This window comes from Caulobacter sp. Root1455 (assembly GCF_001426905.1).
In the GTDB taxonomy this organism is placed as follows: domain Bacteria; phylum Pseudomonadota; class Alphaproteobacteria; order Caulobacterales; family Caulobacteraceae; genus Caulobacter.
This window is the reverse complement of the sequence record NZ_LMFQ01000009.1, coordinates 40,086-66,097: the sequence shown is the minus strand read 5'-3', so window position 1 is coordinate 66,097 and position 26,012 is coordinate 40,086. Positions and strand designations below refer to the sequence as shown.

Sequence of the window (26,012 nt, the reverse complement as noted above, 5' to 3'; positions counted from 1 at the left end):
ACACCGGGGCGGTGCTGGAGCCGGCGGTCAAGTACCAGCGCATCGCCCAGACCAAGGGCCTGCCCCGGGATAACCATTAGTCCGGGGCGCCGCCCCGACCTTCGAACCAGCACCAGCGCCGACAAACGGCGGGCCTAGGGAGAAAACACGTGAAGCTGACCACGCTGAAGCACGCGCTCGTCGCCGGACTCGCCTCGTGCGTTCTGGCCTCCGCCGCCCTGGCGGGCGCGGGAGCCGCCGTCGCCCAGACCGCCGTCACGGGCGCCCTGCGCGCCGACCAGCCGGGTCCGGTCATCCAGCCCGAGGTCTACGGCCAGTTCGCCGAACACCTGGGGCGCGGCATCTACGAGGGCGTCTGGGTCGGCGAGGACAGCAAGATCCCCAACACCAGGGGCTACCGCAACGACGTGGTCGCGGCCCTGAAAGCCATCAAGGTGCCGCTGGTCCGCTGGCCGGGCGGCTGTTTCGCCGACGACTATCACTGGCGCGAGGGCGTGGGCCCGCGCGACAAGCGCCCGACCAAGGTCAATGTCGTCTGGGGCGGCGTCGAGGAGCCCAACAGCTTCGGCACCAACGAGTTCATGGAGTTCGCCGAGCTGATCGGGGCCAAGACCTACGTCGCCGGCAACGTCGGCACCGGCTCGCCCCAGGAAATGGCCGAGTGGGTCGAGTACATGGTCTCGCCGACCAGCTCGACGATCGCCAACATGCGTCGCGCCAACGGCCGCGATAAGCCCTGGAAGCTCGACTATTTCGGGGTCGGCAACGAGAACTGGGGCTGCGGCGGCCAGATGACGGCGGCCCACTACACCGATCTCTACCGCAACTTCGCCGAGTTCATCCGGGTGCCGAAGGGGACCAAGACCGAGAAGATCGCCGGCGGCGCCAACAGCGACGACTACAGCTGGACCGAAACCTTGATGGCCGGCGCGGCCAAGAACATGGATCAGATCAGCGTCCACTACTACACGATCCCCAGCGGCAAGTGGGAGAACAAGGGTTCGGCCACCCAGTTCGACGAACAGGTCTGGGCCGACACCATGTTCCAGGCCCTGCGCATGGAAGACCTGATCAGCAAGCACACCGCCATCATGGACAAGTACGACCCCAAGAAGCGGGTCGGCCTGGCCGTTGACGAATGGGGGATCTGGCACGACGTCGAGCCGGGCACCAATCCCGGCTTCCTGTACCAGCAGAACACCATGCGCGACGCGGTGGCGGCCGGCGCCACCCTGAACATCTTCCACAAGCACGCCGACCGGGTGCGGCTGACGGCCATCGCCCAGATGGTCAACGTGCTGCAGGCGATGATCCTGACCGACAAGGACAAGATGGTCCTGACCCCGACCTACTGGGTCTACGACTTGTACAAGCCTTTCCAGGGGGCGACCTCCCTGCCGGTCGAGCTGAACAGCCCGGCCTATACGGTGGGCAAGTCCAGTGTGCCGGCGGTCAGCGCCTCGGCGGGCAAGGACACCGCCGGCGTGGTCCACCTGGCCCTGGTGAACCTGGATCCGAACAAGTCGGCGACCGTGACGGTCAAGCTCTCGGGCATGACCGGCAAGACCGCCAAGGGCCGGGTGCTGACCGGGCCGACCATGAGCGCCCACAACACGTTCGAAGCCCCGAACGCCGTCAAGCCGGCGGCCTTCACGGCGGCTTCGATCAAGGGCGACACCCTGACCGCGATCCTGCCGAGCAAGTCGGTGGTGGTGCTGGATCTGAACTAGAGCTCAGGGGGCTCGCGCCCCCTTTTTGCTCCGCTCATCCCGGCGAATGCCGGGACCCAGATGGAAAAGCTGGGACGGGTTCCAGAATGCTCTGAGCTCATCCCGTCAACCTCTCCGCTATAGGATCTGGGTCCCGGCATTCGCCGGGATGAGCGGATATTTCGAGAAGCTAGAACACCTTCATCTCGACCAGCCGCATGTCCTTGCCCGGCGCGAGATCGAACACCGCCCGCAGCTTGGTGGTCGTCATCGGCGCCCAGGCCGTGCGGTCGACGCCGTTGGCCAACGGAGCGGGGGCCTTGGCCAGGTCCACCCACTTGCCGTCGCGCCAGGCCTCAAGCCGGTAGCGCGACGGTCCGGAGAAGGTCTTGTCGTCGGCGAAGAAGCTGAGCTCGGCCGAGCGCACCGACACCGGCTTGCCGAAGTCGATCGCGAACCACGGCTGCTTCGCGTCCGCACCCGGCGACCAGCCGTTGGCCATCTCCGGGAAGAACCACACCCGCCCGTCCAGGGCCTGGTGAACGGTCTTGGGATCGTCGCCGGCCGAGGCCGAGCCGCGCGGATAGTCCGAGCGCACCAGATTGACCGCCAGGTCGATCGGCCGGGCGATCGGCGTCGGCGCCTTGCGCGCCAGCGGCGCGGTCAGCCTTTTCAAGGTCGGCGAGGCGGCGACCTCCTGGCCGTCCACCGTCACCACCAGGCCTTGGCGGCCGTAGCGCGAGCCGTCGGCGTCCCACGAGATCCCGACCAGATGGCCGTGATAGGGCGCGTCCCGCAGACTGAAATACTGCAGGAAGTTCGGATCGGTCGGGTCGCTGGGGGCCAGCGGATTGACCTCCAGCACGTCGTCGGCGCGGGGCCGCAGGCCGACCAGGCCGCTGATGACCAGGTCGACATAGCCGGAGTGATTGTAGTGGTGGCTGCGGGCCAGGCCGACGATGGCTTTGCCGGTGGCCGGATCGTAGTCCTCCTCGAGGTCCGGCTTGCCGTCCTTGAAATGCAGCTGGGTGTACTGGGCCAGCAGGCGGGCGTAGTCGGCGCGGGTGACCACGTCCTGATGGTAGTCGCTCAGCAGGTTGGCCAGGCCCGTCAGCACCTGGGTGGTCTGGAACGGCCAGACCGGCCCGTTCCACTGGCACTCCGGCGCGGTCCCCTCGTAGCGGTACTGGCGCATGTAGTGCTCGTACGACGGCTCGACGGTGCGCAGGCCGGCCGGCCCGGCCAACTGGTTCGGATCGACCGCGTGCTTCCAGGCCTGGGCGTAGGCCGGGGTGTCGTCGGGCAGGCCGAAGGTCCAGGGCAGGTAGCCGACCAGCTCGCGGCCGCGGATCGGGTCCCAGTATTTCACGTGCGCGTTGTTGACCTTGTAGCGGTCGATGAAGTGGGCGAAGTCCTGGCTCCACAGGCTCTTCTGCACCTCCACCTTCAGCACGTCGGCGCGGGCGGCGTAGTCGGCGGCGGTCGCCGTGTCGCCGGTCAGGGCCGCCAGCCCGCTGATCGCCCGGGCGTTGGCGTACATGTAGCTGTTGATCGAGGGACGGAAGGCGTCGCCGCCTCTGAAGCCGTCCTTGCCGCCCGAGGCGTCGATCGAGCTGATCGTATATTCGGTGGCGTCCAGCAGCGGCTCGATCCAGTACAGCTTCTTGTCGAAGTCGTAGTGGTCGTCCCACAGGGCGTAGATGTGCTTCATCGCGCCGAGGTGGCGGGTGGCGGCGTCCTGGTCGCCGTCGACCAGGAAGCGGGCCCAGGTCGCGTCGGCGATGGCCTCGGCGAAGTGGCGGTCGTTGCCGCCGCCCTCGTACATGAAGTCGACATAGTCGCCGGCATAGCGCCGGTCGCGCAGCCAGCGCCCCTCCTGGATGTGGAAGCCAGTGGCGTCGTTGAGGCTGGCATAGGGCTCGCGCTGCCAGCCGACGTCGTCCAGGAACTCGGTGGTGATATAGCCGCGCGGACCCAGGTCGCGCTGGTGGGCGCGGAACACGCTCCAGCGGTAGTAGTAGATCTGCTCCAGCTTCTGGTCCGAGGATTCGAACAGCGGGATATTGCCCTCGTACCAGGGGGCGTCGTTTCCAAACCGGGCCGTGGCGATCGCGTGGGCGTCCAGCTTCGGCGAGGCCGCCAGGGCGGGCGGCGCGACCAGGGCCGTCGTCGCCCACAGCGCCATGGCCAGCTTCAAGCCCAGTCTCGTCGACGCCATCCGATCCTCCCCGGTAATTTTGTCTGAGTATTATTCGGCTTGGCGGGCGTCGCCAATCTTTCATGCGAGTCCGGCGAGGAAAGCGTTAGGCTCCCGCCCGTCCTGTAGGGGGCACGCCAACAAGGGAGATGGCGATGAAGACGTTTCTGGCTCTGTACATGGGATCCGACACGCCGATGGACCCCTCGTCGCTCAGCGACGAAACCAAGACCAAGGGCATGGCCGCGTGGGGTCAGTGGATGGCCGATCACGCCGCGGCGGTGGTCGACGGCGGCGGTCCCTTGGGCAAGACCAAGAAGACAGGGGCGGACGGCGTCAGCGACATTCGCAACCGCGTCGCCGGCTATGTGATCGTCCGGGCCGAGTCCCACGAGGCGGCGGCGGCGATGTTCGAGAACCACCCGCACTTCGCGATCTTCCCGGGGGACTCGGTGGAGATCATGGAGAGGCTGCCGGTCCCCGGTCAGGGGTAGGGATCAAATTCGGGAGGCGAAAACCTTGTCGAAGGACGAGGACCAAGCGCGGCGCTGAAAGTAGAACGCTCTAGAGCCTACCCGCGCCCCCACAGCCGCTCGTAGCGCCAACCGGTCAGGTTCTCGACGATCGCCTTGGACTCGTCGCTCTCGGCCTCGGTGGCCCCGGCGCGCAGGCGTTCGACCTCGTGGATCAGGACCTCATGCGTGCGGGCGTTCAGGCGGAAGGACCACGACATCCAGAGGCCCCACAGCATGACCAGGATCGGCCCGCCGACCATCACCAGCACGACGGCGCGCACCGCCTCGGGCGACTGGACCACGGCCACGCCGGGATGGGCCTTGTCGGCGGAGATATAGCCGCCCAGGCCGATCAGCGAGGTGGTGACGACGATGGCCCCCGACTGGGCGATCTTGCGCACGAAGGTCATCACCCCGGCGAAGATGCCCTCGCGGCGCTGGCCGGTCACGGCCTCGTCGACGTCGGGCAGGTAATTGTAGACGCTCCAGGGCACGAAGTTCAGCGTGCCGCGGCCCAGGCCCGCCAGGATGATCGGCACGAACAGCCAGAACAGCACGGTCGGCGAGGCGCCGCCGCCGAACAGGTTGCCGCCCAGGGCCGTCGGGCCCTCGGCGAAGCCCGCCGGCCGGATCAGGTAGAAGGCCAGGAACAGCAGCAGGGCCGCGCCGACGAAGCTGATGGCCATGCGGTACGCGACGGTGGGCCCGGTGCGGATGACCACGTTGATGGCGATCATCACCGAGATCAGCTGGGCGACGTACATTGTGGTCATCAACTGCGAGATCACCAGGGTGGCCCCCATCATCACCGTCGCCACGAACAGGGGGAAGGCGGTGTTGAAGATGTCCTGCGAGATATAGCCGCCCAGATACAGCGACAGGTGCTGGCGGAAGGCCTTGATGCGCAGGGTCGAGAACAGGTCGCGGAACATGTTGACCGGGATCAGCGCGGCCTTGGCCCAGTCCATGGGCTCGGGCTGGATCAGCTTTTCGGCCTCGGTATAGGGCCGCTCCCAGGTGAACAGCACCACTAGCAGCACGACTAGGCTGAACAGGCCGCCGAAGATCGCCGCCATGATCAGGAAGGTGCCGGACGAATCCTTGCCGCCGAAGTGGTTGATGATCAGGGTCGGCAGGTAGGAGGCCAGGATCGCCGAGCTCTGGGCGATCAGCATCCGCACGCCGGCGAACTTGGCCTTCTCTTTGTAATCTTTAGTCATTTCTGCCGCGAGGGTTTCCCACGGGATCAGGAACATCGTGTAGAGGAACTCGAAGAAGACGAAGGTGAGAAGGTAGTAGGTGAAGGTCTGGCCCGTGACGAAGATCAGGGCGAAGGCGGGCAGCAGCGGGATGGTGACGATCAGGAAGATCTTGCGTCGGCCGATGCGCCGCCCGACCCATGTGTGGCGCAGGTTGTCCGAGATGTAGCCGATCAGCGGGCAGGTGATCGCTTCCAGCAGTCGCGGCAGGCCCAGGATCAGGCCCGTCTCGACCGCCGACAGACCGCAGAAGGTGATGAAGAAGTAGGCCAGCCAGCCGGTTATGACCGCCTGAGCCCCGGCTCCCAGCATGTCGCCGGAACCCCAGCTCCAGTAGGTGACCCAGGAGGGTTTGCGGATGTCCGGCGTCGCCATCGTCGTCTCTTCCCTTTGGGACAGGGTCTGAAGCCCCGTCTTGGTGTTACGTCCGGCCGCTGGGACGAAAACCTCGTCCTTCGACAAGCTCAGGATGAGGTTTTTCTACTTCCCGGCGCCGGCAATGGTCCTCATCCTGAGCTTGTCGAAGGACGAGGACCGCGCGCCGAGTTTTAGATGAACGCCCGCTGGAACTCGCCCAGGGCCAGGATGGCCAGGGACTGGCCGTACGGCATCGAGGTCAGGGGGATGTCCTTGTAGCCTTGCAGGGTGTCGAACACCGGGGTGCCGAACGACACCTGCCCCAGCTCGCCCGCCTCGTTGATATTGGCCAGCACGCCCTTCAGCGCCTTGATCCCCAGTTCTTGGTATTCCTTGCCGACGTAGCGCTTGCGCACGGCTTTCAACACGCCGTAAGCGAAGCCGGCCGTGGCCGAGGCCTCCAGGTACGAGGTCTTGTCGTCGACCAGGGTATGCCAGAGGCCGGTGTCCTGGTCCTGGTATCGAGCCAGGGCCTTGATCTGGGCTTCCAGCGTGTCGATCAGGAAGTCGCGCAGGGCGTCGCCGGGCGGCAGGTCCAACAGCTCGATGAACTCGGGGATGGCGATCGTCACCCAGCAGTTGCCGCGCGCCCACAGGGCGTCGGCGAAGTTATGCCGGCCCTCGAAGGTCCAACCGTGGAACCACATGCCGGTCTTGCGGTCGGCCAGGTATTTCACGTGCACCATGAACTGGCGCTTGGCCTCCTCGACGAAGTCGTCGCGGCCTAGCAAGAGGCCGATCTTGGCCAGCGGCAGGACGCTCATCATCAGCGTGTCGTCCCACAGCTGCTGCGGGTTCTCGCTGTTGAAGACGATATGCTGGAAGCCGCCTTCCTCGGTGCGCGGGCCCTCGTACATCACGTAGTCGGCCCAGGTTTCCAGATAGGGCAGGTAGGTGTGGTCCCCGGTGGCCTCGTACAGGTAGGCCAGGGTCAGGAACGGCGAGACGGTGTTGATGTTCTTGGTCGGGGTGCCGGCCTCGAAGCGGTCGGCGAACCACTGGGTCATGATCTCGAAGGCCCGCGGATCGGCGGTCATCTCGTACTGCTTCCACAGGCCGTATAGGCCCACGCCGTGGGTCCATTCCCAGTCGTTCCAGCCCTTGGTGTCGATCACCCGGCCGTCGTCCAGGCGCAGCAGGAACTCGCCGGTCTCGTCCTGGATGTCGACCAGGTTGCTGATCAGCAGGGCGATCTTGGCCTTGATGTCCTTGGCCTCGAGGCCGTGGGCGAGATTGGGCACGGGGTGGTCTCCTTGGAGGTCTTCGCGCGGACGGGGGAGCGTCCGGTCTAGGGTTTGAAATCGGGCGCGGGAACGCGGGCGACGGGGAGGCCGCCGCGCACGGTGCGCAGGTTGACGAGCTTGACGGTCTCCAGGGCGTCGCCGGGGGCGCCGTCACTGGTCACCGCGAGGGCGAGGGTGTTCTTGCCGTGCGGATCGATGATCCCGGTCGGCAGGACGAAGGTCCGCTGCGGGCCGACATTGGCGATGAACTGGCCCATGTTCCAGCCGTTGACGAAGATCAGCACCCGATAGCGGCCCGGCGAGCGCGGCGTGGTCGGATCGCCGATCGTCAGGCCCAGGGTGGTGTCCTGGTCCTTGGGCAGGTTCAGGTCGAAGCTCGTGCGGTACCAGGTCGTGCCGGCGTAGGGCTTGGTCGCGGCCATGTCGGTCTTGGCCCACGCGGCGTCGGGGAAGCCCGGCAGGTGCCAGCCCATCCGCTCGCCATACTGGCCGCCGTTGTTGGCGTTGCCGCGCACCGGGTCCTGGATGTCCTCGCCGCCCAGATTGCCCTGGATCTTCCAGGCGATCGGCACGGCGAAGCTGTAGCTGGTGGGGCTGGACAGCGAGGCCGAGACCAGGCCGCGGGCCTCCTTGTGGAAGTCGTCGGCGTCCAGGTCCCAGTTGTGGCCGTTGTTGCGGACCATCACCGAGATCAGGTGCTCGCCGGACCCGCGCAGGTCCGCGGGCAGCTTGAAGGTGGCCACGCCCGTGGTGATCGGGCGGGGCAGGCCGCCGTCCAGCTCGTGCTGGCCCAGGAACCGGCCGTCCAGCCAGACCTGCAGCATGCCCGCGCCGCCGCCGCCGTAGTGCAGGGTCAGGGTGTCGATGTCGGGCTTGCCCTGGTAGCGGCCGCGATACCAGACGTCGCCCTGGTGGAAGCCGTAGGCGCTCATGTCCAGGGCCGGTTGGCCCGTGGGGCCGCGCACGGTCGAGCCGCTGCGGCGGCCCTCGGTCTTCAGCCACGCGGCGTCGTCGAACTTGGGATCGGCCTCGGGCGCGCCGGGCGCGGTCTTCCAGTCGAGTGTGGCGAGGTCGGGCACGGTCACGGCCGCCGGTCCCGCCAGGGACTTGTCGGCCAGCAGGCTCCCCGAGGCGGTGGTCCTGGCCGCGACCTTGGCGCCGTTCCAGCGGATCGCGGTCACCGCCCTGGGCGCGAAGACCTCCAGCGGGCTGTCGGTCTCGGTGTCGCCGGTCAGGCTGAGCACGCCGCCCTTGATCGTGTCGCTCCGGACCAGGCCCGGGCCACGCACCAACAAGGTGTCGCGGCGCCAGAAGGTCTGGCCGGTCTCGGCGTCGGCGAGCAGCACGGTGAGGGACGGGCGTCCGCCGCCGGTGATCCGCACGCGGGTCAGACCCTTGTGGGTGTAGGTGAGTTTCAGATCGCCCTTGGCGGCGTCGAACGCCTGGGCGACCTCGCCTTCCAGCACCTCGACCTTTGGGGAGGACGCATAACGCAGCACCGTCTCGCCCGCCTCGCCGACGCGGCCGTAGAGCAGGGCCAGGTCGCCGTCGTTCCACTTCAGGTGCGTCTGGATCTCGGACGTCGAATAGACCAGCCGCTGGCCGCCCAGATCGTAGCCGGCCATCAGCATCTTGCTGTCCTGGCCCTTGATCCGCGAGGGGACCACGTACTCGCCGTCACGGGTCTTCACCTTGAAGGTGAAGGCCTCGTCGCCGGTGGCGCTGCTGGGATTGTGGACCACCACATAGAGGTGGCTGCCCGTCTCCGGATTGACGTTGTGATAGACACGGACCTTGTCGTTGGACGGAGCCACCGCCTCGCCCTTGTCCATGCGGCGGATGTCCGGGACGGCGGCGACGAACTCGCCCATCTGCTTCATCACCCGGGCCTTGTCGCGCAGGCCCCGGGCCTCGTCGATCGCCGAGCCGTAGTCGTAGGAGGTGAACACCACCGGGGCCGGAAGCCAGCCCCACGAGGTCCCGCCATAGGTCATGTAGAAGCTTTGCAGGGTGATGCCGTTGGCGATGTTGGTCGCGTAGAACACCCGCTGGTAGCCGACGCCGCGATGGATGGCGGTGCAGTCGTAGTCGCCGTTGCTGCCCCAGTAGTCGAACCAGCCGCCGCCGAACTCGGCCGCGAAGCCGGGGGTGTTCGGACTGGCCGAGGCGCCGCCCTTGGCCCCGCCCGGTCCGTACAGTCCCCAGTCGGGCGCGACGCCGGGACTGGAGGGGGTGGAGTCGACCTTGCAGCTGCCGCCGGGATAGCCGTCGAAGGCGTATAGGTCGTTGGGCCCCTCCACCGTGCCCGGCACGTTGGAGCCCTTGGGGACCCAATAGCCGTTGCGGCCCTTGTCGTTATGGAAGATCGGGACCGTGATCCCGTCGGCCTTGGCCTTGTCGTCCAGCCACTGCATGTAGCGCTGCTGCGGGGCGCCGACGACGTCCAGCTCGTTCTCGATCTGGTGGGCGATCACCGTGCCTTGGCCGGTGGTCAACTGGTGGCGGGCGATGACGGCGTTGATCTGGGTCAGCCACTCGTCGGCGGCGGTCAGGTATTCCGGCGCGTCGGTGCGGGCCCGGGCCTGCTGGTTGACCATCCAGCCGGGGAAGCCGCCGCGCGTCAGCTCGGCGTTCACATAGGGCCCGGCGCGGGTGATGACGTAGAGGCCTTCCTCCTTGGCCATGGTCAGCACGCGGTCCATGTCGCGCACGCCGTTGAAGTCGTAGACCCCCTGTTTCGGCGAGTGGTAGCCCCAGTCGAAATAGATGGCGACGGTGTTGTAGCCGCTGGCCTTCATCTTCTGGAGGATGTCGCGCCACAGGTCGGGGCTGGGCACGCGGAAGGGGTGGAACTCGCCGCCCCACGAGAAGACGCGCTCGCCGTCGACCTTCAGCGAGTATTTGTCCCAGGTGATCTGATGGACTGGGGCGGGCCTGGCGGCGACGGCCGGTTCGCCGCCTTCCTTCAGCACCGTGAAGTGGCGCACCGTGCCGGACAGCTCCGGCAGCTCGGTCTTCGGCGTCCAGGTCCGGAAGCCGTCCTTGCTGTCGCTGAACCAGTAGCGCTTGTCCTGGTAGGCGTCGAAATAGATCCGCCAGGCGCCGTCGGGCGCGCGGCTCAGGGCGGGGCCTTCCAGGAACCTGCCCCAGCCGGCCCAGTCGCCCACGCCCTTTGGCTGCCACGGCCCGTCCAGCGACGGGGCGGTGTAGAGCTCGACGAACTTGCTGGTCTCGTTCTTGGCGAAGGCGTTGTAGAGCCCGCCCTCGCGCACCACGAAGGTGTCGATGAAGTTGGGCCCCAGGCCCGCCAGCGGCTTGGGCGCGCTCCAGGTCGCCAGCGAGGCGTCAGTCGCGGTGATGCGATAGGGCTGGAACTGGCCGGCGATGCCGGTGGTCGACACCGACAGGATCAGATTCACCGAGCCGTCCCGATCCGCGAACCATTCCGGCGCCCAGCTGTTGGTCGCGCCGGGGACTTCCACCGTCACATCGCGCAGGAAGGTCCAGTCGGTCAGGTTCTGGCTGCGGGCCAGGCCGATGGTGTCGCCCGACCAGCCGGTGGTGTAGGCGACGTAATACCAACCGTCCGTATGCCGCATCACGCTGGGGTCGCGGATCAAACCCTTGGGCGGGGTGTAGGCCAGCGGCTTCTTCAGCGTGAAGCGCGTCCCGTCCGCCGAGTCGTAGACGCTCATGTTCGACTGGCTGGCGTTGGTGAACGCCGTCATCGTGTAGCGCACGGGCTCGGCCCCAAACGACTGAATGGGGGCGGTGGTCGCCAGCAGCGTGGCGGCTAAGCCAAGGGCGCATCGATCGGCGAGCGCCGTGCGTGGCCCGCGTCCTTCGACAGGCTCGGGATGAGACCCATTTGCAGGGGTTGCGGTCGAAAACCTCATCCTGAGCTTGTCGAAGGACGAGATTTTCGCGATGGCGCGGAAGGGCTGGCGCGACATCCCTAGCCCTCGAAGTAGAAGACGGGCTTCAGCGGCCATTCGACCGGCTTGTTGTCCGGGTGGACCTCCATCAGGTCGGCCATGTAGTCCCACCAGCGCTTCATCACCGGCTCCAGCGGCAGGGCGTCCTTGGTGTTGACGGGGCGCAGGCGCAGCACGGCGAACAGGCTCATCGTCTCCTCGTCGAGGAAGATCGAATAGTCGTGGATCCCTGCCTTGCGCAGGGCGGCGGCCAGGTCGGGCCACAGGTCGTCGTGACGGCGCTCGTATTCGGCGGCGACGCCGGGTTTCAACTGCATGCGGAAGGCGAGGGGCCGGTCCTGGTGGTTGCTCATCGTGTCCTCCCGTTTCTTGTCTTTGTGGTTCAGGCGTTCGGCGGCGGCAGGCGGTAGACGCGGGCGGCTGTTCCTTCGAACAGCAGGGACCGCTCGGCCTCGCCGAAGTCCGCCGTGATCGTGTCGTAGGCCTCGTAGAAGCCGCCGAACGATCCGTGCACCTTCTCGACCGGGAAGTTGCTGGCGAACATGCAGCGGCTGGGGCCGAAGGTTTCGATGACCCGCAGCACGAAGGGCCGCAGGCTGTCGATCGTCCACGCCCGGTCGATCATCGCCAGGCCCGAGATCTTGCAGCTGACATTTGGCCGTTGGGCCAGCAGCGCCAGGCCGTCGCGCCAGGCCTGCAAGCCCGGCTCGTCGCGGTCGGTCGGCATGCCGGCGTGGTTGACGATCACCGAAACCTCCGGGTTCGCGGCGGCCAGCGCCGCGGCCGCGGCCATCTGCGAGGGATAGAGCTGCAGGTCGAACGACAGGCCGTACTTGGCCAGCAGGGCGTAGCCCTTGCGCCACTGCGGATCCAGCAGCAGGTCGGCCGGGCCATAGGTCTTGGCCGGATCTCTGTGCCAATTGACGATCTGGCGCACGCCGCGGACGGTCGCCCGCGCCGCGTGGGCTTCGAGCAGCGCCTCGACGGCCGGATCGTTCAGGTTGGCTCCCGCCACGATCCCGCCGATCACGCCACGCGTGTCGGCCAGGCCCTGCAGCCAATCTGTCTCCGACAGCTGGTCCTTGGGCGGCAGGCCGCACTCGACGTGGACGGTCTGGACGACGTTCCAGCCGGCGGTGTCGGCCAGGTAGTCATCGAGCCCATAGGAGCGGTAGGCGATCGACGACATGTCGCCGGCCGGGTTGTTCGGCAGCGGGGTGTCCTGGAGCCAGCTGTAGTAGTGCCGCTCCAGGTCCCACAGGTGCATGTGCGGGTCGATGATCGGGCCGAGATAGGTCATCGCTCCCCGTTTCTCCCTAAGGTTCGGCCTCAGAAGGTCGTGCGACCGCCGGAGGTGTCGAAGGTCGAGGCGGTCGTGAACGAGCACTCCTCGCTGGCCATGAAGCAGACCATGGCCGCGCTCTCGTGGATCTCGCCCAGGCGGCCCATCGGGATCTTGCCGCGCATGTAGTCGACCTGGCTCTGGGGCAGCTGCTCCAGGATCGGGCTCTCGAACGTGGCGGGGGTCAGGGCGTTGGCGATCACGCCCTTGGTGGCCAGTTCCTTGCCCAGCGACTTGGTCAGGCCGATCACGCCGGCCTTCGACGCCGAGTAGGCGCTGGCGTTCGGATTGCCTTCCTTGCCGGCCACCGAGGCGACGTTGACGATCCGGCCGTAGCCATTGGCGATCATGAACGGCGCCACCTCGCGGCAGCAGTAGAACAGGCCGTTGAGATTGATGTCGATCACCCGCCGCCAGCTGTCGAGCGGGTACTCGTGGACCGGGGCGGTGGCGCCGGTGATGCCGGCCGAGGCGACCAGGATGTCGATGCGGCCCAAGGCCTGGTTGGCGGCCTCGGCGGCGGCGGCGACGGCCGCCTGGTCGGAGACGTCCAGGGCGACCGTATGCTTGGCGCCCACCTCGGCGGCGGTCGCTTTCAGACCGTCGGCGTCGAGATCCCACAGCGAGACCTGGCCGCCCTCGGCGACGATGCGCTCGGCCACGGCCTTGCCCAGGCCCGAAGCCCCGCCGGTGATGACGGCGGTGCGGCCGGAAAAGCGGCCAAGATAGGGATTGGCGTAGACGGTGCTCACGCGACGCCATCCTTGGACCAGGCGACGACGATCTGGCGCTGCTCGCCCAGCTTCTCGATGCCTAGGCGGATTTCGTCGCCGGCCTTCAGATAGACGGGCGCGGGCTTCTGGCCCATGCCGACGCCGGGCGGCGTGCCGGTGGTGATCAGGTCGCCCGGCTCCAGCGTCATGAACTCGCTGATATACGAGACCAGCTTGCTGATCGGGAAGATCATGGTCTTGGACGAGCCGTCCTGCTTGCGCTGGCCGTTGACGTCCAGCCACATGCCCAGGTTCTGCGGGTCGCCCACTTCGTCGGACGTGACCATCCACGGGCCGACCGGACCGAAGGTGTCGCAGCCCTTGCCCTTGTCCCAGGTGCCGCCGCGCTCGATCTGGAAGGCGCGCTCGGAGACGTCGTTGATCAGCACGTAGCCGGCGACGTGGTCCAGGGCCTCGGCCTCGGTGACGTAGGAGGCGCGCGAACCGATCACGACGCCCAGCTCGACTTCCCAGTCGGTCTTTTCCGAACCGCGCGGGATCATCACCGGATCGTTCGGGCCGGTCAGGCAGCTGACGGCCTTGGTGAACAGCACCGGCTCGGCGGGGATCGGCAGGTTCGACTCGGCGGCGTGGTCGGCGAAGTTCAGGCCCACGGCGATGAACTTGCTGACGCCCTTGACGGGCACGCCGTAGCGGGGCGAGCCGTCGACCAGGGGCAGCGACTTCGGGTCGATGGCGGCCAGTTTCTTCAGGCTGGCGGGCGACAGTTCCGCGCCGGTGATGTCGGCGACGTGGCCCGACAGGTCGCGGATCTGGCCCTCGGCGTCGAGGAGGCCGGGCTTTTCGGCGCCGCGGGGACCGTAACGGAGCAGTTTCATGGGTCTAGGCTTTCGAGAAGATCAGCGGGCGTAAGGCCGGTGCAGACCGACCTCGCGATTGAGTTCGACGCCGAAGCCGGGGGCGTCGGAGAGTTTCAGCTTGCCGTTCACCGGCACGGGCTCGCCGATCAGCTGCGGGTGGAACATCGGCACCACCTCGTCGGCCTTGGGGGCCATCATCAGGAATTCGGCGAACGGGCTGTTATGGCGCGTGGTGACGAAGTGGTAGCTGTAGACGCTCGAGCCGTGCGGGATGCACATCACGCCGCGGCTGTCGGCCAGGTTGGAGATCTTCACCAGCTCGGTCATGCCGCCGCACCAGCCGACGTCGGGCTGGATGATGTCGCAGCACTCCATCTCCAGCAGCATGCGGAAGCCCCAGCGGGTGGCCTCGTGCTCGCCGGTGGTGACCAGCATGCCCTTGGGGGCGTTCTTCTTCAGGTCGCGATAGCCCCAGTAGTCGTCGGGGCTCAGCGCCTCCTCGATCCATTTGAGGCCATATTCGTGGGCCTTGTGGGCCAGTTTCGTGGCGTAGTTCAGGTCCAGCGCCATCCAGCAGTCGAACATCAGCCAGAAATCCTCGCCCGTGCGCTCGCGCATCGTGGCCAGTTCTTCCAGGTTCTTGCGCAGGCCTTCCTCGCCCTCGGCCGGGCCGTGGTGCAGGGGCATCTTGCCGCCGATGAAGCCCATCTTCTGGGCCAGGTCGGGCCGCGCGCCTGTGGCGTAGAACGTCAGCTCGTCGCGGACCTTGCCGCCCAGCAGGTGATAGACCGGCTCGCCGCGCAGCTTGCCCAGCAGGTCCCACAGCGCCAGGTCGACGCCCGACAGGGCGTTCACCACCAGGCCCTTGCGGCCGTAGTACTGGGTGGAGAAGTACATCTGATCCCAGATCTTCTCGATCTCGGTGGGATCGCGGCCCTCCAGGAAGCGGGCCAGGTGCTTTTCGACGATATAGGCGGCGGGCTCGCCGCCGGTGGTCACCGCGAAGCCGACCGTGCCGTCGGCGGCCTCGATTTCGACGACCAGCGTGCCCAGCACGTTGATGCCGAAGCTCTGGCGGCTTTGGCGGTATTCAGGGTAGCGGGACATCGGGGTGGCGATGTGGTCGTCGATCCAGTGCCCCTCGCCCTGATCGTGATAATCGGCCCCGCCGCCACGCACGACATAGGCCCGAACTTGCCGGATGAGGGGAAACGGCATGGGAAAAACCAGCTCCAGCCCGACACTTCCCAAGAAGGAAGCGATCTACTTAAAGGAAGAGAAGGGCGTATCGTGAGGCAAAGGCCTTCGACATGCTTGGCGAAACCTTGAGCGGTCGCGCCTACCTCCCCGAGACGTCCTATGACACGGTGGCGCGCCCTGGCTTTCAGTGACCGGAACGTCGCCTTCGCCGCTTGCGCTAGGTACCATATTATGAGAGAGAGTGCTACAAAATGAAACGTGACGCGTCAAGGGGAGCCTCGGTAGTGGCCAAGGATGAGAGTGCCAGCGTGAAGGCGCCCAGCGGCAGCCAGACGCTGTTCCGGGGCCTGGATCTGCTCGACGTGGTCGCCGATTCCGGCACCATCGGCCTGCCCGCCCTGGCCCAGCGCCTGGGCCTGACCCGCAGCACGACTCACCGCCTGGCCACGGCCCTGGTCGAGCGCCGCCTGCTGGCCCAGACCCCGCGCGAAGGCTACAGCCTGGGCTCCAAGCTGCTGGAGCTGGGCTATCTGGCCGGCCAGCAGATGGACCTGCCGCGCCTGGCCCGCCCGCACCTCGAGCGCCTGTGGGAAGAGTTGGAGGACACCGTCCACCTGGGCGTCATGGAAGACGACCGCGCCCACTACCTGGACAAGCTGACCGGCCGTCGCCGGATCAACATCAGCTCGCGCGTCGGCGACCGCCAGCCGATCCGCTCGACGGGCCTGGGCAAGGCCCTGGTGCTGGACGAGACCGAGACGCGCTGGCGCGAGCTCTATCGCAAGGAAGGCCCGCGCTCGGAGCACGGTCCCGACGAGGAGCAGTGGATCGCCTGGATGCGCGACTACGCCAAGCGCGGCGTGGCCTACGACCTTGAAGAGAACGAGGACCGCATCCGCTGCGTCGCGGCCCCGATCCGCGGACCCAGCGGCGCGATCGTCGCGGCCATCAGCGTCTCGGGCGCGGCCCAGTACATGGACGACGCGCGCATGGCCGACCTGACCGAGACCGTGCGCCAGTGCGCCAACGCCATCGGCGTCGAACTGGGTTGGAACGAGAAGAGAGCGGCCGCCAAACGGTAGAGCGTGACAGCCGAAAGTGGATGCCGGTTTCGGCGCCCGTCACGCTCCAACTGATGAAAGCGGTCCCTGGTGCAGAGTGGAGGAACGATGCTTCTGAAGGACAAGGTGGTGCTGGTGACCGGCGCCTCGCAGGGGATCGGCAAGGCGGCCGCCATCGGCTGCGCCCGGCACGGCGCGGACGTGGCGATCAACTATCACGCCGACGACGCCGGCGCCGCCGACGCCGTGCGCGAGATCGAGGCCCTGGGCCGCCGCGCCATCGCCGTGAAGGGCGACGTGGCCGAGGTCGCCACCGCCAAGGCCTTCGTGGACGCGGCCGTCAAGGCGTTCGGCCGGGTCGACGTCTTCGTCAACAACGCCGGCATCTGCCCGTTCCACGCGTTCCTGGACATGCCGCCCGAGGTGATGGAGCGGACCATGCGGGTCAATCTCCACGGCGCCTATTACATGGTGCAGGCGGCGGCCAACCAGATGGTCAAGCAGGGCGACGGCGGGGCGATCATCGCCGTCAGCTCGATCAGCGCCCTGGTCGGCGGCGGCATGCAGACCCACTACACCCCGACCAAGGCCGGCGTGCACAGCCTCATGCAATCGACCGCCATCGCGCTCGGGAAGTACGGCATCCGCTGCAACTCGGTGCTGCCGGGCACCATCGAGACGGCGATCAACAAGGAAGACCTGGCCGACGTCGCCAAGCGCGAATACATGGCCGGCCGCATCCCGCTGGGCCGCCTGGGCGAGCCCGACGACCTGGCCGGGCCGATCGTCTTCCTGGCCTCGGACCTGGCCAAGTACGTGACCGGCGCGGCCCTGCTGGTCGACGGCGGCGCGTTCGTGAACCTGCAGTGATCCGGTGATCGTCTCGTCGACCACGGACTTTCGCGAGGCGGCGCGGCGCAAGCTGCCGCGCTTCCTGTTCGACTATATCGACGGCGGCGCCTATGCCGAGCGGACCCTGGCCCGCAACGTCTCGGACCTAGCCGACCTTTCCCTGCGCCAGCGGGTGCTGAAGGACGTCTCCCAGGTCGACACCTCGACCACCCTGTTCGGCCACTACCAGGCCTTGCCGGTCGCCCTGGCCCCGGTGGGGTTGACGGGCATGTACGCGCGGCGCGGCGAGTGCCAGGCGGCCAAGGCCGCCGCCGCCAAGGGCGTGCCGTTCTGCCTGTCGACCGTCTCGGTCTGCGACCTGGCCGAGGTGTCCAAGGCCAGTCCGACGCCGATCTGGTTCCAGCTCTACGTGCTGCGCGACCGGGCCTTCATGCGCGACCTGCTGGCCAAGGCGGCCGACGCCGGCGCCACGGCCCTGGTGTTCACCGTCGACATGCCCGTGCCCGGCGCCCGCTATCGCGACGCCCACTCGGGCATGAGCGGTCCCAACGCGGCGGCGCGGCGTCTGATGCAGGCGGTGTTCAAGCCCAGTTGGGCCTGGGACGTCGGCGTGATGGGCCGGCCCCACACCCTGGGCAATGTCGCCCCGGTGTTGGGCGCGAATTCGGGCCTCGAGGACTTCATGGGCTGGCTGGGGGCCAATTTCGATCCCTCGATCCAGTGGAAGGATCTGGAGTGGATCCGCGACCTCTGGAAGGGCCCGCTGATCATCAAGGGCGTGCTGGATCCCGAGGACGCCAAGGCCGCGGCCGACATCGGCGCCGACGGCATCGTGGTGTCCAACCACGGCGGGCGGCAGCTGGACGGCGTGCTGTCCTCGGCCCGCGCGCTGCCCGACATCGCCGACGCCGTGGGCGACCGGCTGACCGTGCTGGCCGACGGCGGCGTGCGCTCGGGCCTGGACGTGGTGCGGATGCTGGCCCTGGGCGCCAAGGGCGTGCTGCTGGGCCGGGCCTGGGTCTACGCCCTGGCGGCGCGCGGCGGGCCGGGCGTGAGCCAGCTGCTGGACCTGATCGAGAAGGAGATGCGCGTGGCCATGGCCCTGACCGGCGTCAACACCCTGGCGGAGATCGACCGCTCCATCCTGGCCAAGGTCGAGCGATGAGCCTGGCCTCTCTGGTCGCGGCCTTGGCCCTGGCTCAGGCGGCGCCGGGCGCGCCGTCGCCGGACCTCACCGCCGTGCCGCCGCCGCCGCCGATGGCCGCGCCTGTCGCCCGCATCCTGATCGCCAGCGACTCCACCGCCGCCAACTACGGCGCCTCGGCCTATCCGCAGATGGGCTGGGGCATGGTGCTGAAGTGCTCGCTGGATCCCCGCGTCGAGGTGGTGAACCTGGCGCGCGGCGGCCGCTCGACCAAGACCTTCATCGAAGAGGGGCTGTGGGCCGGGCTGCTGGAGAAGATCAAGCCGGGCGACACCGTGATGATCGCGTTCGGCCACAACGACGCCGACCGGGTGAAGATCGTCCGCTTCACCGATCCCCAGGGCGCCTATACCGACAACCTGACCCGCTTCGTCGCCGACGTGCGGGCGGCCGGCGGTCAGCCGGTGCTGATGACCCCGATCGCCAAGCACGTGTTCCTGGACGACCAGGTCCAGGAGACCCACGGCGCCTATGCGGTGGCGGTGCGGGACGTGGCCAAGGCCACGAACACGCCGCTGATCGACCTGGACGCCGACATGATGGGCGCCCAGCAGGCGCGGGGCGAGGCGGGGTCGCGCGGCTTCTACCTGATCTACACGCCGCGGGACGGCGTCGCCCGCTATCCCAACGGGATCAGCGACACGACCCACATCAACGAGGGCGGCGCGCGTCTGGCGGCGGCCCTGGTGGCCGCTCGCCTGGCGTTCCTGAAGCTGCCGGTCTCGGCCTATGTCCGCCCGGCCTCGACCGGCGACCAGCCGATCCTCGGCGGACCACGCTGCCTGGGCCGGTAGACGCACCAGAAGCGCTTAATCCGGCTGCTGCGCGCCGTGCTTGATGTGAAGGATCATCACGCCTCCTGTCGTGATCTTGTAGACGACGAGATAGGGACGGATCGCGACCATCTCCCGGATGTCCTGGCCAACATGCCGACCGCGGTGGGGATGCTCGGCCAGGCTCTCAACGGCCGTGATCAGACGCATCGTGAAGCGTTGCGCCGCCAGAGGCGCGAACTGGCCGATATAGGCGTGTATTCCGGCGAGATCTCGCCGTGATCTTTCCGATCAGAGCACCGGCGGCCGCGCCATCGTCCGCGACTAGTCGCCAATCTTGGGCGACGGAAGTTTGGCCGGCGTCCCCCACGAAAGAAGCCATCGCTTCATGGCCTCGTGGCTGATGACGCGTCCAGCCTCGATATCGGCCAAGCCCTCTGCGATGGCCGCAGCGTCGCTTGCTTCGTCGATGTCGTCGAAGATGGCTGGTTCGGGCTTCATAGGCTCAACATACCATGGAGAGGCACGAAAGGCAGTCTCGTCCGTCTTGCGTCGACGCGCAAAAAGAAAGGCGGAGCCTCTGGAAGGCGCTCCCCATCCTTCAGGCAAAAGAAAAGCGGAGCACCTGGAAAGGTGCTCCGCTGGCCCGGATGGGGGGAAACGGGCGAGTGCGTGTGTGGGGAGGGAAGGAACCGAGGTTCAAATCCCGACGGCCAAGATTCCATAATATGGAACATCATCCGATATAATGAGAATGCTTGACAGGGCGCCGGATGTCAAGCCACAGGTGGCGAAAGGCCCGAAGTGGCCTGGCCAATTTGGAGGGCGGCACGATGCGACGCGTTTCGGGATCGATCCTGAGCTGGCTGTGCGCCGTCTTCTGCCTGGGCCTGGCCGGGATCGCGACCGCCGCGCCGCGGATCGACCGGTCCTTCAACGACGGCTGGCGCATGGCGGTCGGCGAGATCGTCGGGGCGCAGGCGCCGGAGTTCGACGACGCCGCCTGGAAGTCCGTCACCCTGCCGCGCGCCTGGAACGAGGACGAGGCCTTCAAGGTCGACATCCATGACCTGAAGGGCGCGATCGTCTGGTATCGCAAGCGCCTGGTCCTGCCGACCAACGCCGGGCCGGCGGTCGGCGGTAAGGCCTTCATCGAATTCGAGGGCGTGCGCCAGGCCGGCGAGGTCTATGTGAACGGCGTGCGGGTCGGCGGCCACGAGAACGGCGTCACGGCCTTCGGCGTCGACGCCACCCAGGCCCTCAAGCCCGCGCCGTTCGTCAACGTCGTGGCCGTCCGGGTCGACAGCGACTGGAAGTACAAGGAGCGCGCCAGCGGCAGCGGCTTCCAGTGGAACAACGACAATTTCAATGTGAACTACGGCGGGATCCACCGGGCGGTGCGGCTGCACCTGACCGACGGCCTGCACCAGACCCTGCCGCTCTATTCCAGCCTGGGCACGACGGGCGTCTATGTCTGGGCCGACCGGTTCGACATCAGGCGCGGCGCGGCGACGGTGCACGCCGAGTCCCAGGTCCGCAACGAGTCCGACCGCCCGCGCACCTTCCGGTACCGGGTGAGTCTGCGCGACGTCGACGGCAAGCCGGCCGGGGCGTTCGACGGCCCGACGGTCACCCTGGCCCCCGGCGAGACCCGCACCGTGTCGACCCAGGCGCCGCTGACGGGCTTGCGTTTCTGGAGCTGGGGCTACGGCTTCCTCTACGCGGTGACGACCGAGCTGGTGGAGAACGGCGCCAGCGTTGACGCGGTCGTCACCCGCACGGGCTTCCGCAAGACCGAATTCCGCAACGGGATGATCTTCCTCAACGACCGGGTCATGCAGGTGCATGGCTACGCCCAGCGCACCAGCAACGAATGGCCGGCGCTCGGGACCGACATCCCGCCGTGGATCAGCGACTTTTCCAACGGCCTGATGGTCCAGAGCGGCGGCAACCTGGTGCGCTGGATGCACATCACGCCCGCCGCCCAGGACGTCGAGTCGGCCGACCGGGTGGGCCTGCCCCAGGCCATGCCGGCCGGCGACGCGGAGAGCGACCTCACGGGCCGTCGCTGGGAGCAGCGGGTCGAGGTGATGCGCGACGCCATCGTCCGCTTCCGCAACAGCCCCTCGATCCTGTTCTACGAGGGCGGCAACGAGAACATCAGCGACGAGCACATGGCGGAACTCAAGGCCGTCCGCGACCGGTTCGACCCGCACGGCGGCCGCGCCATCGGCTCGCGCGAGATGCTGTCCAGCAAGGTCGCCGAGTACGGCGGCGAGATGCTGTACATCAACAAGAGCGCCACCAAGCCGGTCTGGGCCATGGAATATTCCCGCGATGAGGCGGCGCGGAAGTTCCAGGACGACTTCACCCCGCCGTTCCACATCGACAGCCCCGACTACAACCGCAACCAGGACAGCCACGCGGCCGAGGACGTACGCCGTTGGTTCGACTACTGGCGCGAACGGCCCGGCGGCGGCGACCGCGTCAGCTCGGGCGGGGTCAACATCATCTTCTCCGACAGCAACACCCACTTCCGCGGCGACAACAACTATCGCCGCAGCGGCGAGGTCGACGCCATGCGCCTGCCCAAGGAGGGTTTCTGGGCCCACCAGGTGATGTGGGACGGCTGGGTCGACGTCGAGCATCCGCGCAGCCACATCGTCGGCCACTGGAACTACGCGCCGGGCGTGACCAAGGACGTGCTGGTGGTCTCCAGCGCCGACAGCGTCGAGCTGGTGCTGGACGGCAAGTCGCTGGGCCGGGGCGTGAAGTCGGATGGCTTCCTGTTCACCTTCAAGGCCGTGGCCTGGGCGCCGGGAACCCTGCGCGCGGTCGGCCGCGACGCCGGCGGCAGGACGGTGTCGTCGGACGAGGTCGTGACCACCGGCCCGGCCGCGGCCCTGCGCCTGACGCCTCATATCGGCCCGACCGGCTGGCGGGCCGACGCGGCCGACATCGCCCTGGTCGACGTCGAGGCGGTGGACGCCCAGGGCCGGCGCGTCCCCACGGCGCTGGACCTGGTGAAGTTCGACGTCTCCGGTCCGGCCGAATGGCGCGGCGGCATCGCCCAAGGCGACTCCAAGGGCGGCGCCAGGCCGACCCAGGCGCCGGCCTCGCCGACAGGCAACGTCGTCACCAAGGCTCCGGCGGCGGTCGACGGCGTGACCTCCTATGCCGGCGCCTCGCGGGGCGACGACAACTACATCCTGTCGCGGGACCTGCCGGTGGAGGCCGGGATCAACCGGGTGGCCCTGCGATCGACGCTGGAGGCAGGCAAGGTCACGGTGACCGCGAGGGCCGAGGGGTTGGAGCCCGCGACCGTGACGCTGGACGTCGCGCCGCCGCCGGCCGTCGACGCCCCGCCGCCGGTCAGCCTGGCGCGCGGCCCGACCCCCTCGACGCCGTCGTTCAAGATCCGCCGCGTGACGGTGAAGCCCGTCGCCACGGCGGCCGGCTCGAATCCGGCCACCGTCGGCCTGGCCATGGACGACGACGAGATGACCCACTGGGCCAGCGACGGCCGGCTGGCCAACGCCTGGATTGAGTACCGGCTCGACAAGCCCCAGGTGGTCGACGCGGTGGTGCTGAAACTGATCGGCTGGCGCCTGCGGTCGTATCCGCTGCGCGTCACTCTGGACGGCGTCACGGTCTACGAGGGCGTGCCGGCCAAGAGCCTGGGCTACGTCACCCTGCCGCTAAAGCCGGTGAAGGGGACCAGGCTGCGCATCGCCCTGACCGGTCCCACCGTCGACCGCGACGCCTTCGGCAAGATCGTCGAGATTACCGGCGCGCGGGCGGGGCTGGACACCGGCGCTGAGAAGGTGGCGGCGGGCGGCGGCCTGGGGATCATCGAGGCGGAGCTGTATCGCAAGCCCTAGGCTGATCGACACTCAACGCCGTGCGTGGTCCTCGTCCTTCGACAAGCTCAGGATGAGGACCATTGTGTAGGCCTGAGCGGTAGAAAACCTCATCCTGAGCTTGTCGAAGGACGAGGTTTTCGCATCCGGACCAACGCTGAATGTCGATAAGCCCTAGGACAGCGGCCCCGAAGGCAGCTCGATCGTCGCCGCCAGCCCGCCTTCGGGGCGGTTGGCCAGGATCAGGCGGCCGCCCTGGCCCTTGGCCAGGGCCTGGACGATCGACAGGCCCAGGCCCGCCCCGCCGGTGCGGCGGTTGCGCGAGGCCTCGCCGCGTTCGAACGGGGCGGTGATGGTCTCAAGCACCTCGGCCGGCAGGCCCGGTCCGTCGTCCAGCACCATGATCTCGACGCGGCGGCCCAGGGGGCGGGCGTCGACCTTCGCCGCGCCGCCATAGCGCGCGGCGTTGTCGAGCAGGTTGTCGACCATGCGCCGCAGGGCCAGCGGCGAGGCCCAGGCCGCGCCGGCCGCCTCCGGCGCCAACGCGACCGGCTGACCCATCTCCCGGCGCAAGGCGACCAGGGTCTCCAGTTCGCGGCGAACATCGACCGACCGCGCCCCGTCGCCGCGTCCCGCGTCCTGGCGGGCGAACAGCAGGGTGTCGTCCAGCAACTGGGACATCTCGGCCAGGTCGCTCCCGGCCTTGGCGCGCTGGGCCTCGTCGGCGATGAACTCGGCCCGCAGGGTCAGGCGGGTCAGATAGGTGCGCAGGTCGTGGGCGATGGCCGCCAGCATCCGCGTGCGCTCGTCCATGAGCCCCCGGATCCGCCCCTGCATCGTGTTGAAGGCCACGGACAGTTCGCGCAGCTCGCGCGGACCCCGCAGGGGCAGGGCCTTGGCGTCGAGGTCGTCGCCGAACCGCGCGACCTCGTGGGCCAGCTGGCTGACCGGCCGGGTGGTCTGGCGCACCGCAAGGACCAGCATCAGCAAGGTGACGACCAGCAGGGCCGCGCCCGCCAGGGACACGCGGCCGAAGAACCGGCGGGCGGTCTCCGGGGCGCGGCGGCGCAGCACCAGCACCTCGCCGTCGGCCAGGCGCACCGACAGCCGCAGGGCGTGGCGGCCGGGCAGGGCGCCCTCGCGCAATCGGCCGCCGCGCCGGATGTCGATCCGCAGGTCGCGGCCGCCCAGCGCCTGGCGATAGGCCTCGTAGCCGGCGTCGCCGTCGTCGGCGGCCCGAGCGCGCAGCTGCGGGGGCGGGAAGTCGGTCTCCAGCGTGGTGCGGATGACGCCGGTGTCCAGCGCCTTCACCACCTTGGGCCGGGTCGCCGGCGGAACGGCTTCGACCGCCTCGACGATGGCCAGGGCTTCGGACGGACGGGGCAGCTGATAGAAGCGCACGCCGCCTTCGCCCTGGCCCTGCGGCCAGACCAGCAGGGCCGCGCCGATCACCAGCATCACCGCCAGGCCGGCCAGCAGGATGGCCGTCATGCGCGTGGAGAGGTTGTCGGACAGCATCATCGCTAGAGCCGTTCCGCCGGGGCGCTGAACAGATAGCCGCCGCCGCGCACGGTCTTGATCAGGGCCGCCCCGTCGGACGCCTCGCCCAGCTTGCGGCGCAGGCGGCTGAGCAGCACGTCGACGGCGCGGTCGAACGGCTCGGCGCTGCGGCCCCGGGTCCAGTCCAGCAGCTGGTCGCGGCTGAGCACCCGCTGGGGATGACGCAGGAAGGCCATCAGCAGGTCGTGCTCGCCGCCGGTCAGGACGACGGGCTTTCCGTCCGGATCGGTCAGGTCGCGGCTGGCCGTGTCCAGCCGCCAGCCGGCGAAGCCCAGCACCTCGCCCGGCGGCGGGCTGGCCACGCGATGGATCTCGCGGGTGCGGCGCAGGATCGCCTTGACCCGGGCCAGCAGCTCGCGCGGATTGTAGGGCTTGGGCAGGTAGTCGTCGGCGCCGATCTCCAGGCCGATCACCCGGTCGATGTCGTCGCCCTTGGCGGTGACCATCAGGATGGCGACGTCGCCGGCCGCCCGCAGGCGGCGGCAGACAGACAACCCGTCCTCGCCCGGCATCATGATGTCCAGCAGCACCAGGTCCACCCGGCGGCGGGCGGCCAGACGGTCGAAGGCCTCGGCGTCGGCGCAGCCCACGACCTCATAGCCCTCGCGGCGCAGCAGCCCCAGGGTCAGGTCCCGGATTTCGGCGTCGTCTTCCACCACCGCGATCAGCGTGTTGTCGGCCATGGCAAGGAAATGCCTGAAGCCCAGGCTCCGCGAAAGACGTGACCGGGCTCGTTTACACTTCGACACAGTTTGTCGGACGCGCGCAAACCGGGGATTGCCCGGCGATGGTCGGATGGCGACGTCGAGGGACACCGACCCCATTCCCATGGAGCCATCATGCGTAAGACTTCCATCCTGGCCGCCGGCCTCTCGTCCCTGGCGGTGCTGGCCGCCATGATCGCCGCGCCCGCCCAGGCCGGCCAGCACGGCCGTTTCGTCAGCGTCCAAGGCGCGCGCGGCCACGGCTATGTCCACAACCGCGATGTTAGCCGCCAGCCCGGCGCGATCTCGGTGTCGCGCGGGACCCAGACCAACGCCGGACGCGGCGTCGCCAGCAACCGCGAGGCCAGCTGGGGCGACGGCGCCTATCACGGCGGGGCCAGCCGCACCTTCAACAACGGCGCCTCGGCCAGCCGCAACACCAATGTCGTCAACAACGGCGACGGCACGGTCAGCTACGACCATTCGCGCACCGGCTACGACGGCTCGACGCGTTCCGTCAGCGGGACGGTGACCCGCCCCTGATCGAAGCGCGTCCAGGCCCGCCGCGCCAAGCTCCCCCAAACGG

20 protein-coding genes and 2 pseudogenes are annotated in these 26,012 nt (G+C 68.3%); 8 read left to right on the top strand and 14 right to left on the bottom strand.

From position 1 onward, the window contains the following. Nucleotides 1-149: 149 nt before the first annotated feature. Nucleotides 150-1,730: an alpha-N-arabinofuranosidase gene (locus tag ASD21_RS06630; protein WP_082554652.1), complete on the top strand. Its 1,581-nt coding sequence runs from the start codon at nt 150-152 to the stop codon at nt 1,728-1,730. 169 nt (nt 1,731-1,899) lie between these two features. On the opposite strand, the gene ASD21_RS06625 is transcribed toward ASD21_RS06630, so the two are convergent. Beyond that, a complete protein-coding gene (locus ASD21_RS06625; RefSeq protein ID WP_056438490.1) occupies nt 1,900-3,927 on the bottom strand; it encodes an MGH1-like glycoside hydrolase domain-containing protein in 2,028 nt (675 codons plus the stop codon). A gap of 134 nt (nt 3,928-4,061) precedes the next feature. On the opposite strand from ASD21_RS06625, the gene ASD21_RS06620 reads away from it, so the two are divergent. Next, entirely contained in the window at nt 4,062-4,400 is a 339-nt protein-coding gene (locus ASD21_RS06620) for a hypothetical protein (protein WP_235524850.1), read from the top strand. Between the two features lie 77 nt (nt 4,401-4,477). Here the strand turns inward: ASD21_RS06620 and ASD21_RS06615 are convergent, their stop codons facing one another. The 9 genes and pseudogenes from ASD21_RS06615 to rhmD form a co-directional block, all read right to left on the bottom strand. Beyond that, nucleotides 4,478-6,055 carry an MFS transporter gene (locus tag ASD21_RS06615; RefSeq protein WP_056438485.1) on the bottom strand — a complete coding sequence of 526 codons (1,578 nt, stop codon included), beginning with the start codon at nt 6,053-6,055 and terminating at the stop codon, nt 4,478-4,480. 173 nt (nt 6,056-6,228) lie between these two features. Then, entirely contained in the window at nt 6,229-7,338 is a 1,110-nt protein-coding gene (gene bglB, locus ASD21_RS06610) for a beta-galactosidase BglB (RefSeq protein WP_056438482.1), read from the bottom strand. 47 nt (nt 7,339-7,385) lie between these two features. After that, nucleotides 7,386-11,081, bottom strand: a complete 3,696-nt coding sequence (locus ASD21_RS06605) for a beta-galactosidase (RefSeq protein ID WP_235524849.1) — start codon at nt 11,079-11,081, stop codon at nt 7,386-7,388. A gap of 93 nt (nt 11,082-11,174) precedes the next feature. Beyond that, nucleotides 11,175-11,265: pseudogene (locus ASD21_RS25200) on the bottom strand (hypothetical protein); the annotation flags it as partial. 31 nt (nt 11,266-11,296) lie between these two features. Continuing rightward, entirely contained in the window at nt 11,297-11,629 is a 333-nt protein-coding gene (gene rhaM, locus ASD21_RS06600; protein ID WP_056438479.1) for an L-rhamnose mutarotase, read from the bottom strand. A gap of 29 nt (nt 11,630-11,658) precedes the next feature. Further along, nucleotides 11,659-12,576 (bottom strand): amidohydrolase family protein, encoded by a 918-nt coding sequence (locus ASD21_RS06595; protein WP_056438476.1) that lies wholly within the window; start codon nt 12,574-12,576, stop codon nt 11,659-11,661. 29 nt (nt 12,577-12,605) lie between these two features. Beyond that, nucleotides 12,606-13,370 (bottom strand): SDR family NAD(P)-dependent oxidoreductase, encoded by a 765-nt coding sequence (locus ASD21_RS06590; protein WP_056438472.1) that lies wholly within the window; start codon nt 13,368-13,370, stop codon nt 12,606-12,608. Next, entirely contained in the window at nt 13,367-14,230 is an 864-nt protein-coding gene (locus ASD21_RS06585; protein ID WP_056438470.1) for a fumarylacetoacetate hydrolase family protein, read from the bottom strand. The genes ASD21_RS06590 and ASD21_RS06585 overlap by 4 nt, the downstream gene beginning before the upstream one ends. A 21-nt stretch (nt 14,231-14,251) precedes the next feature. Next, nucleotides 14,252-15,430 (bottom strand): L-rhamnonate dehydratase, encoded by a 1,179-nt coding sequence (gene rhmD / locus ASD21_RS06580; RefSeq protein WP_056438467.1) that lies wholly within the window; start codon nt 15,428-15,430, stop codon nt 14,252-14,254. Nucleotides 15,431-15,663: 233 nt separating this feature from the next. On the opposite strand from rhmD, the gene ASD21_RS06575 reads away from it, so the two are divergent. From ASD21_RS06575 to ASD21_RS06560, 4 genes are all read left to right on the top strand, one after another. Continuing rightward, on the top strand, nt 15,664-16,494 hold the full coding sequence (locus ASD21_RS06575) for an IclR family transcriptional regulator (RefSeq protein WP_056438463.1): 831 nt from the start codon (nt 15,664-15,666) through the stop codon (nt 16,492-16,494). Nucleotides 16,495-16,581: 87 nt separating this feature from the next. Then, nucleotides 16,582-17,343 carry an SDR family NAD(P)-dependent oxidoreductase gene (locus ASD21_RS06570; protein ID WP_056438460.1) on the top strand — a complete coding sequence of 254 codons (762 nt, stop codon included), beginning with the start codon at nt 16,582-16,584 and terminating at the stop codon, nt 17,341-17,343. A gap of 4 nt (nt 17,344-17,347) precedes the next feature. Continuing rightward, nucleotides 17,348-18,490 carry an FMN-dependent L-lactate dehydrogenase LldD gene (lldD, locus tag ASD21_RS06565; protein WP_056438453.1) on the top strand — a complete coding sequence of 381 codons (1,143 nt, stop codon included), beginning with the start codon at nt 17,348-17,350 and terminating at the stop codon, nt 18,488-18,490. Further along, nucleotides 18,487-19,323, top strand: coding sequence for a rhamnogalacturonan acetylesterase (locus ASD21_RS06560; RefSeq protein WP_056438450.1), 837 nt, complete (start codon nt 18,487-18,489; stop codon nt 19,321-19,323). Before lldD ends, ASD21_RS06560 begins: the two co-directional genes overlap by 4 nt. Before the next feature lie 15 nt (nt 19,324-19,338). On the opposite strand, the pseudogene ASD21_RS06555 reads toward ASD21_RS06560, so the two are convergent. Both ASD21_RS06555 and ASD21_RS06550 read right to left on the bottom strand, forming a co-directional pair. Beyond that, nucleotides 19,339-19,578, bottom strand: a pseudogene (locus ASD21_RS06555) (type II toxin-antitoxin system RelE/ParE family toxin); the annotation flags it as partial. 48 nt (nt 19,579-19,626) lie between these two features. Next, on the bottom strand, nt 19,627-19,803 hold the full coding sequence (locus tag ASD21_RS06550) for a hypothetical protein (RefSeq protein ID WP_056438445.1): 177 nt from the start codon (nt 19,801-19,803) through the stop codon (nt 19,627-19,629). Between the two features lie 332 nt (nt 19,804-20,135). Between ASD21_RS06550 and ASD21_RS06545 the strand changes: the two genes are divergently transcribed. Beyond that, nucleotides 20,136-23,183: a DUF4982 domain-containing protein gene (locus ASD21_RS06545; protein WP_056438444.1), complete on the top strand. Its 3,048-nt coding sequence runs from the start codon at nt 20,136-20,138 to the stop codon at nt 23,181-23,183. A gap of 153 nt (nt 23,184-23,336) precedes the next feature. Here the strand turns inward: ASD21_RS06545 and ASD21_RS06540 are convergent, their stop codons facing one another. Then, nucleotides 23,337-24,683, bottom strand: coding sequence for an ATP-binding protein (locus ASD21_RS06540; RefSeq protein WP_056438441.1), 1,347 nt, complete (start codon nt 24,681-24,683; stop codon nt 23,337-23,339). Between the two features lie 2 nt (nt 24,684-24,685). After that, nucleotides 24,686-25,405 (bottom strand): response regulator, encoded by a 720-nt coding sequence (locus ASD21_RS06535; RefSeq protein WP_056438438.1) that lies wholly within the window; start codon nt 25,403-25,405, stop codon nt 24,686-24,688. Between the two features lie 156 nt (nt 25,406-25,561). Between ASD21_RS06535 and ASD21_RS06530 the strand changes: the two genes are divergently transcribed. Beyond that, nucleotides 25,562-25,969 (top strand): hypothetical protein, encoded by a 408-nt coding sequence (locus ASD21_RS06530; protein ID WP_056438435.1) that lies wholly within the window; start codon nt 25,562-25,564, stop codon nt 25,967-25,969. The last annotated feature ends 43 nt before the right edge of the window (nt 25,970-26,012 follow it).

What these genes read in the sequence shown, in the direction of transcription:
- ASD21_RS06625 (WP_056438490.1), bottom strand. Translation starts at nt 3,927, where the DNA reads ATGGCGTCGACGAGACTGGGCTTGAAGCTGGCCATGGCGCTGTGGGCG.
- ASD21_RS06620 (WP_235524850.1), top strand. Translation starts at nt 4,062, where the DNA reads ATGAAGACGTTTCTGGCTCTGTACATGGGATCCGACACGCCGATGGAC.
- ASD21_RS06615 (WP_056438485.1), bottom strand. Translation starts at nt 6,055, where the DNA reads ATGGCGACGCCGGACATCCGCAAACCCTCCTGGGTCACCTACTGGAGC.
- rhaM (WP_056438479.1), bottom strand. Translation starts at nt 11,629, where the DNA reads ATGAGCAACCACCAGGACCGGCCCCTCGCCTTCCGCATGCAGTTGAAA.
- ASD21_RS06595 (WP_056438476.1), bottom strand. Translation starts at nt 12,576, where the DNA reads ATGACCTATCTCGGCCCGATCATCGACCCGCACATGCACCTGTGGGAC.
- ASD21_RS06585 (WP_056438470.1), bottom strand. Translation starts at nt 14,230, where the DNA reads ATGAAACTGCTCCGTTACGGTCCCCGCGGCGCCGAAAAGCCCGGCCTC.
- rhmD (WP_056438467.1), bottom strand. Translation starts at nt 15,430, where the DNA reads ATGCCGTTTCCCCTCATCCGGCAAGTTCGGGCCTATGTCGTGCGTGGC.
- ASD21_RS06575 (WP_056438463.1), top strand. Translation starts at nt 15,664, where the DNA reads ATGAAACGTGACGCGTCAAGGGGAGCCTCGGTAGTGGCCAAGGATGAG.
- ASD21_RS06570 (WP_056438460.1), top strand. Translation starts at nt 16,582, where the DNA reads ATGCTTCTGAAGGACAAGGTGGTGCTGGTGACCGGCGCCTCGCAGGGG.
- ASD21_RS06560 (WP_056438450.1), top strand. Translation starts at nt 18,487, where the DNA reads ATGAGCCTGGCCTCTCTGGTCGCGGCCTTGGCCCTGGCTCAGGCGGCG.
- ASD21_RS06550 (WP_056438445.1), bottom strand. Translation starts at nt 19,803, where the DNA reads ATGAAGCCCGAACCAGCCATCTTCGACGACATCGACGAAGCAAGCGAC.
- ASD21_RS06545 (WP_056438444.1), top strand. Translation starts at nt 20,136, where the DNA reads ATGCGACGCGTTTCGGGATCGATCCTGAGCTGGCTGTGCGCCGTCTTC.
- ASD21_RS06540 (WP_056438441.1), bottom strand. Translation starts at nt 24,683, where the DNA reads ATGATGCTGTCCGACAACCTCTCCACGCGCATGACGGCCATCCTGCTG.
- ASD21_RS06535 (WP_056438438.1), bottom strand. Translation starts at nt 25,405, where the DNA reads ATGGCCGACAACACGCTGATCGCGGTGGTGGAAGACGACGCCGAAATC.
- ASD21_RS06530 (WP_056438435.1), top strand. Translation starts at nt 25,562, where the DNA reads ATGCGTAAGACTTCCATCCTGGCCGCCGGCCTCTCGTCCCTGGCGGTG.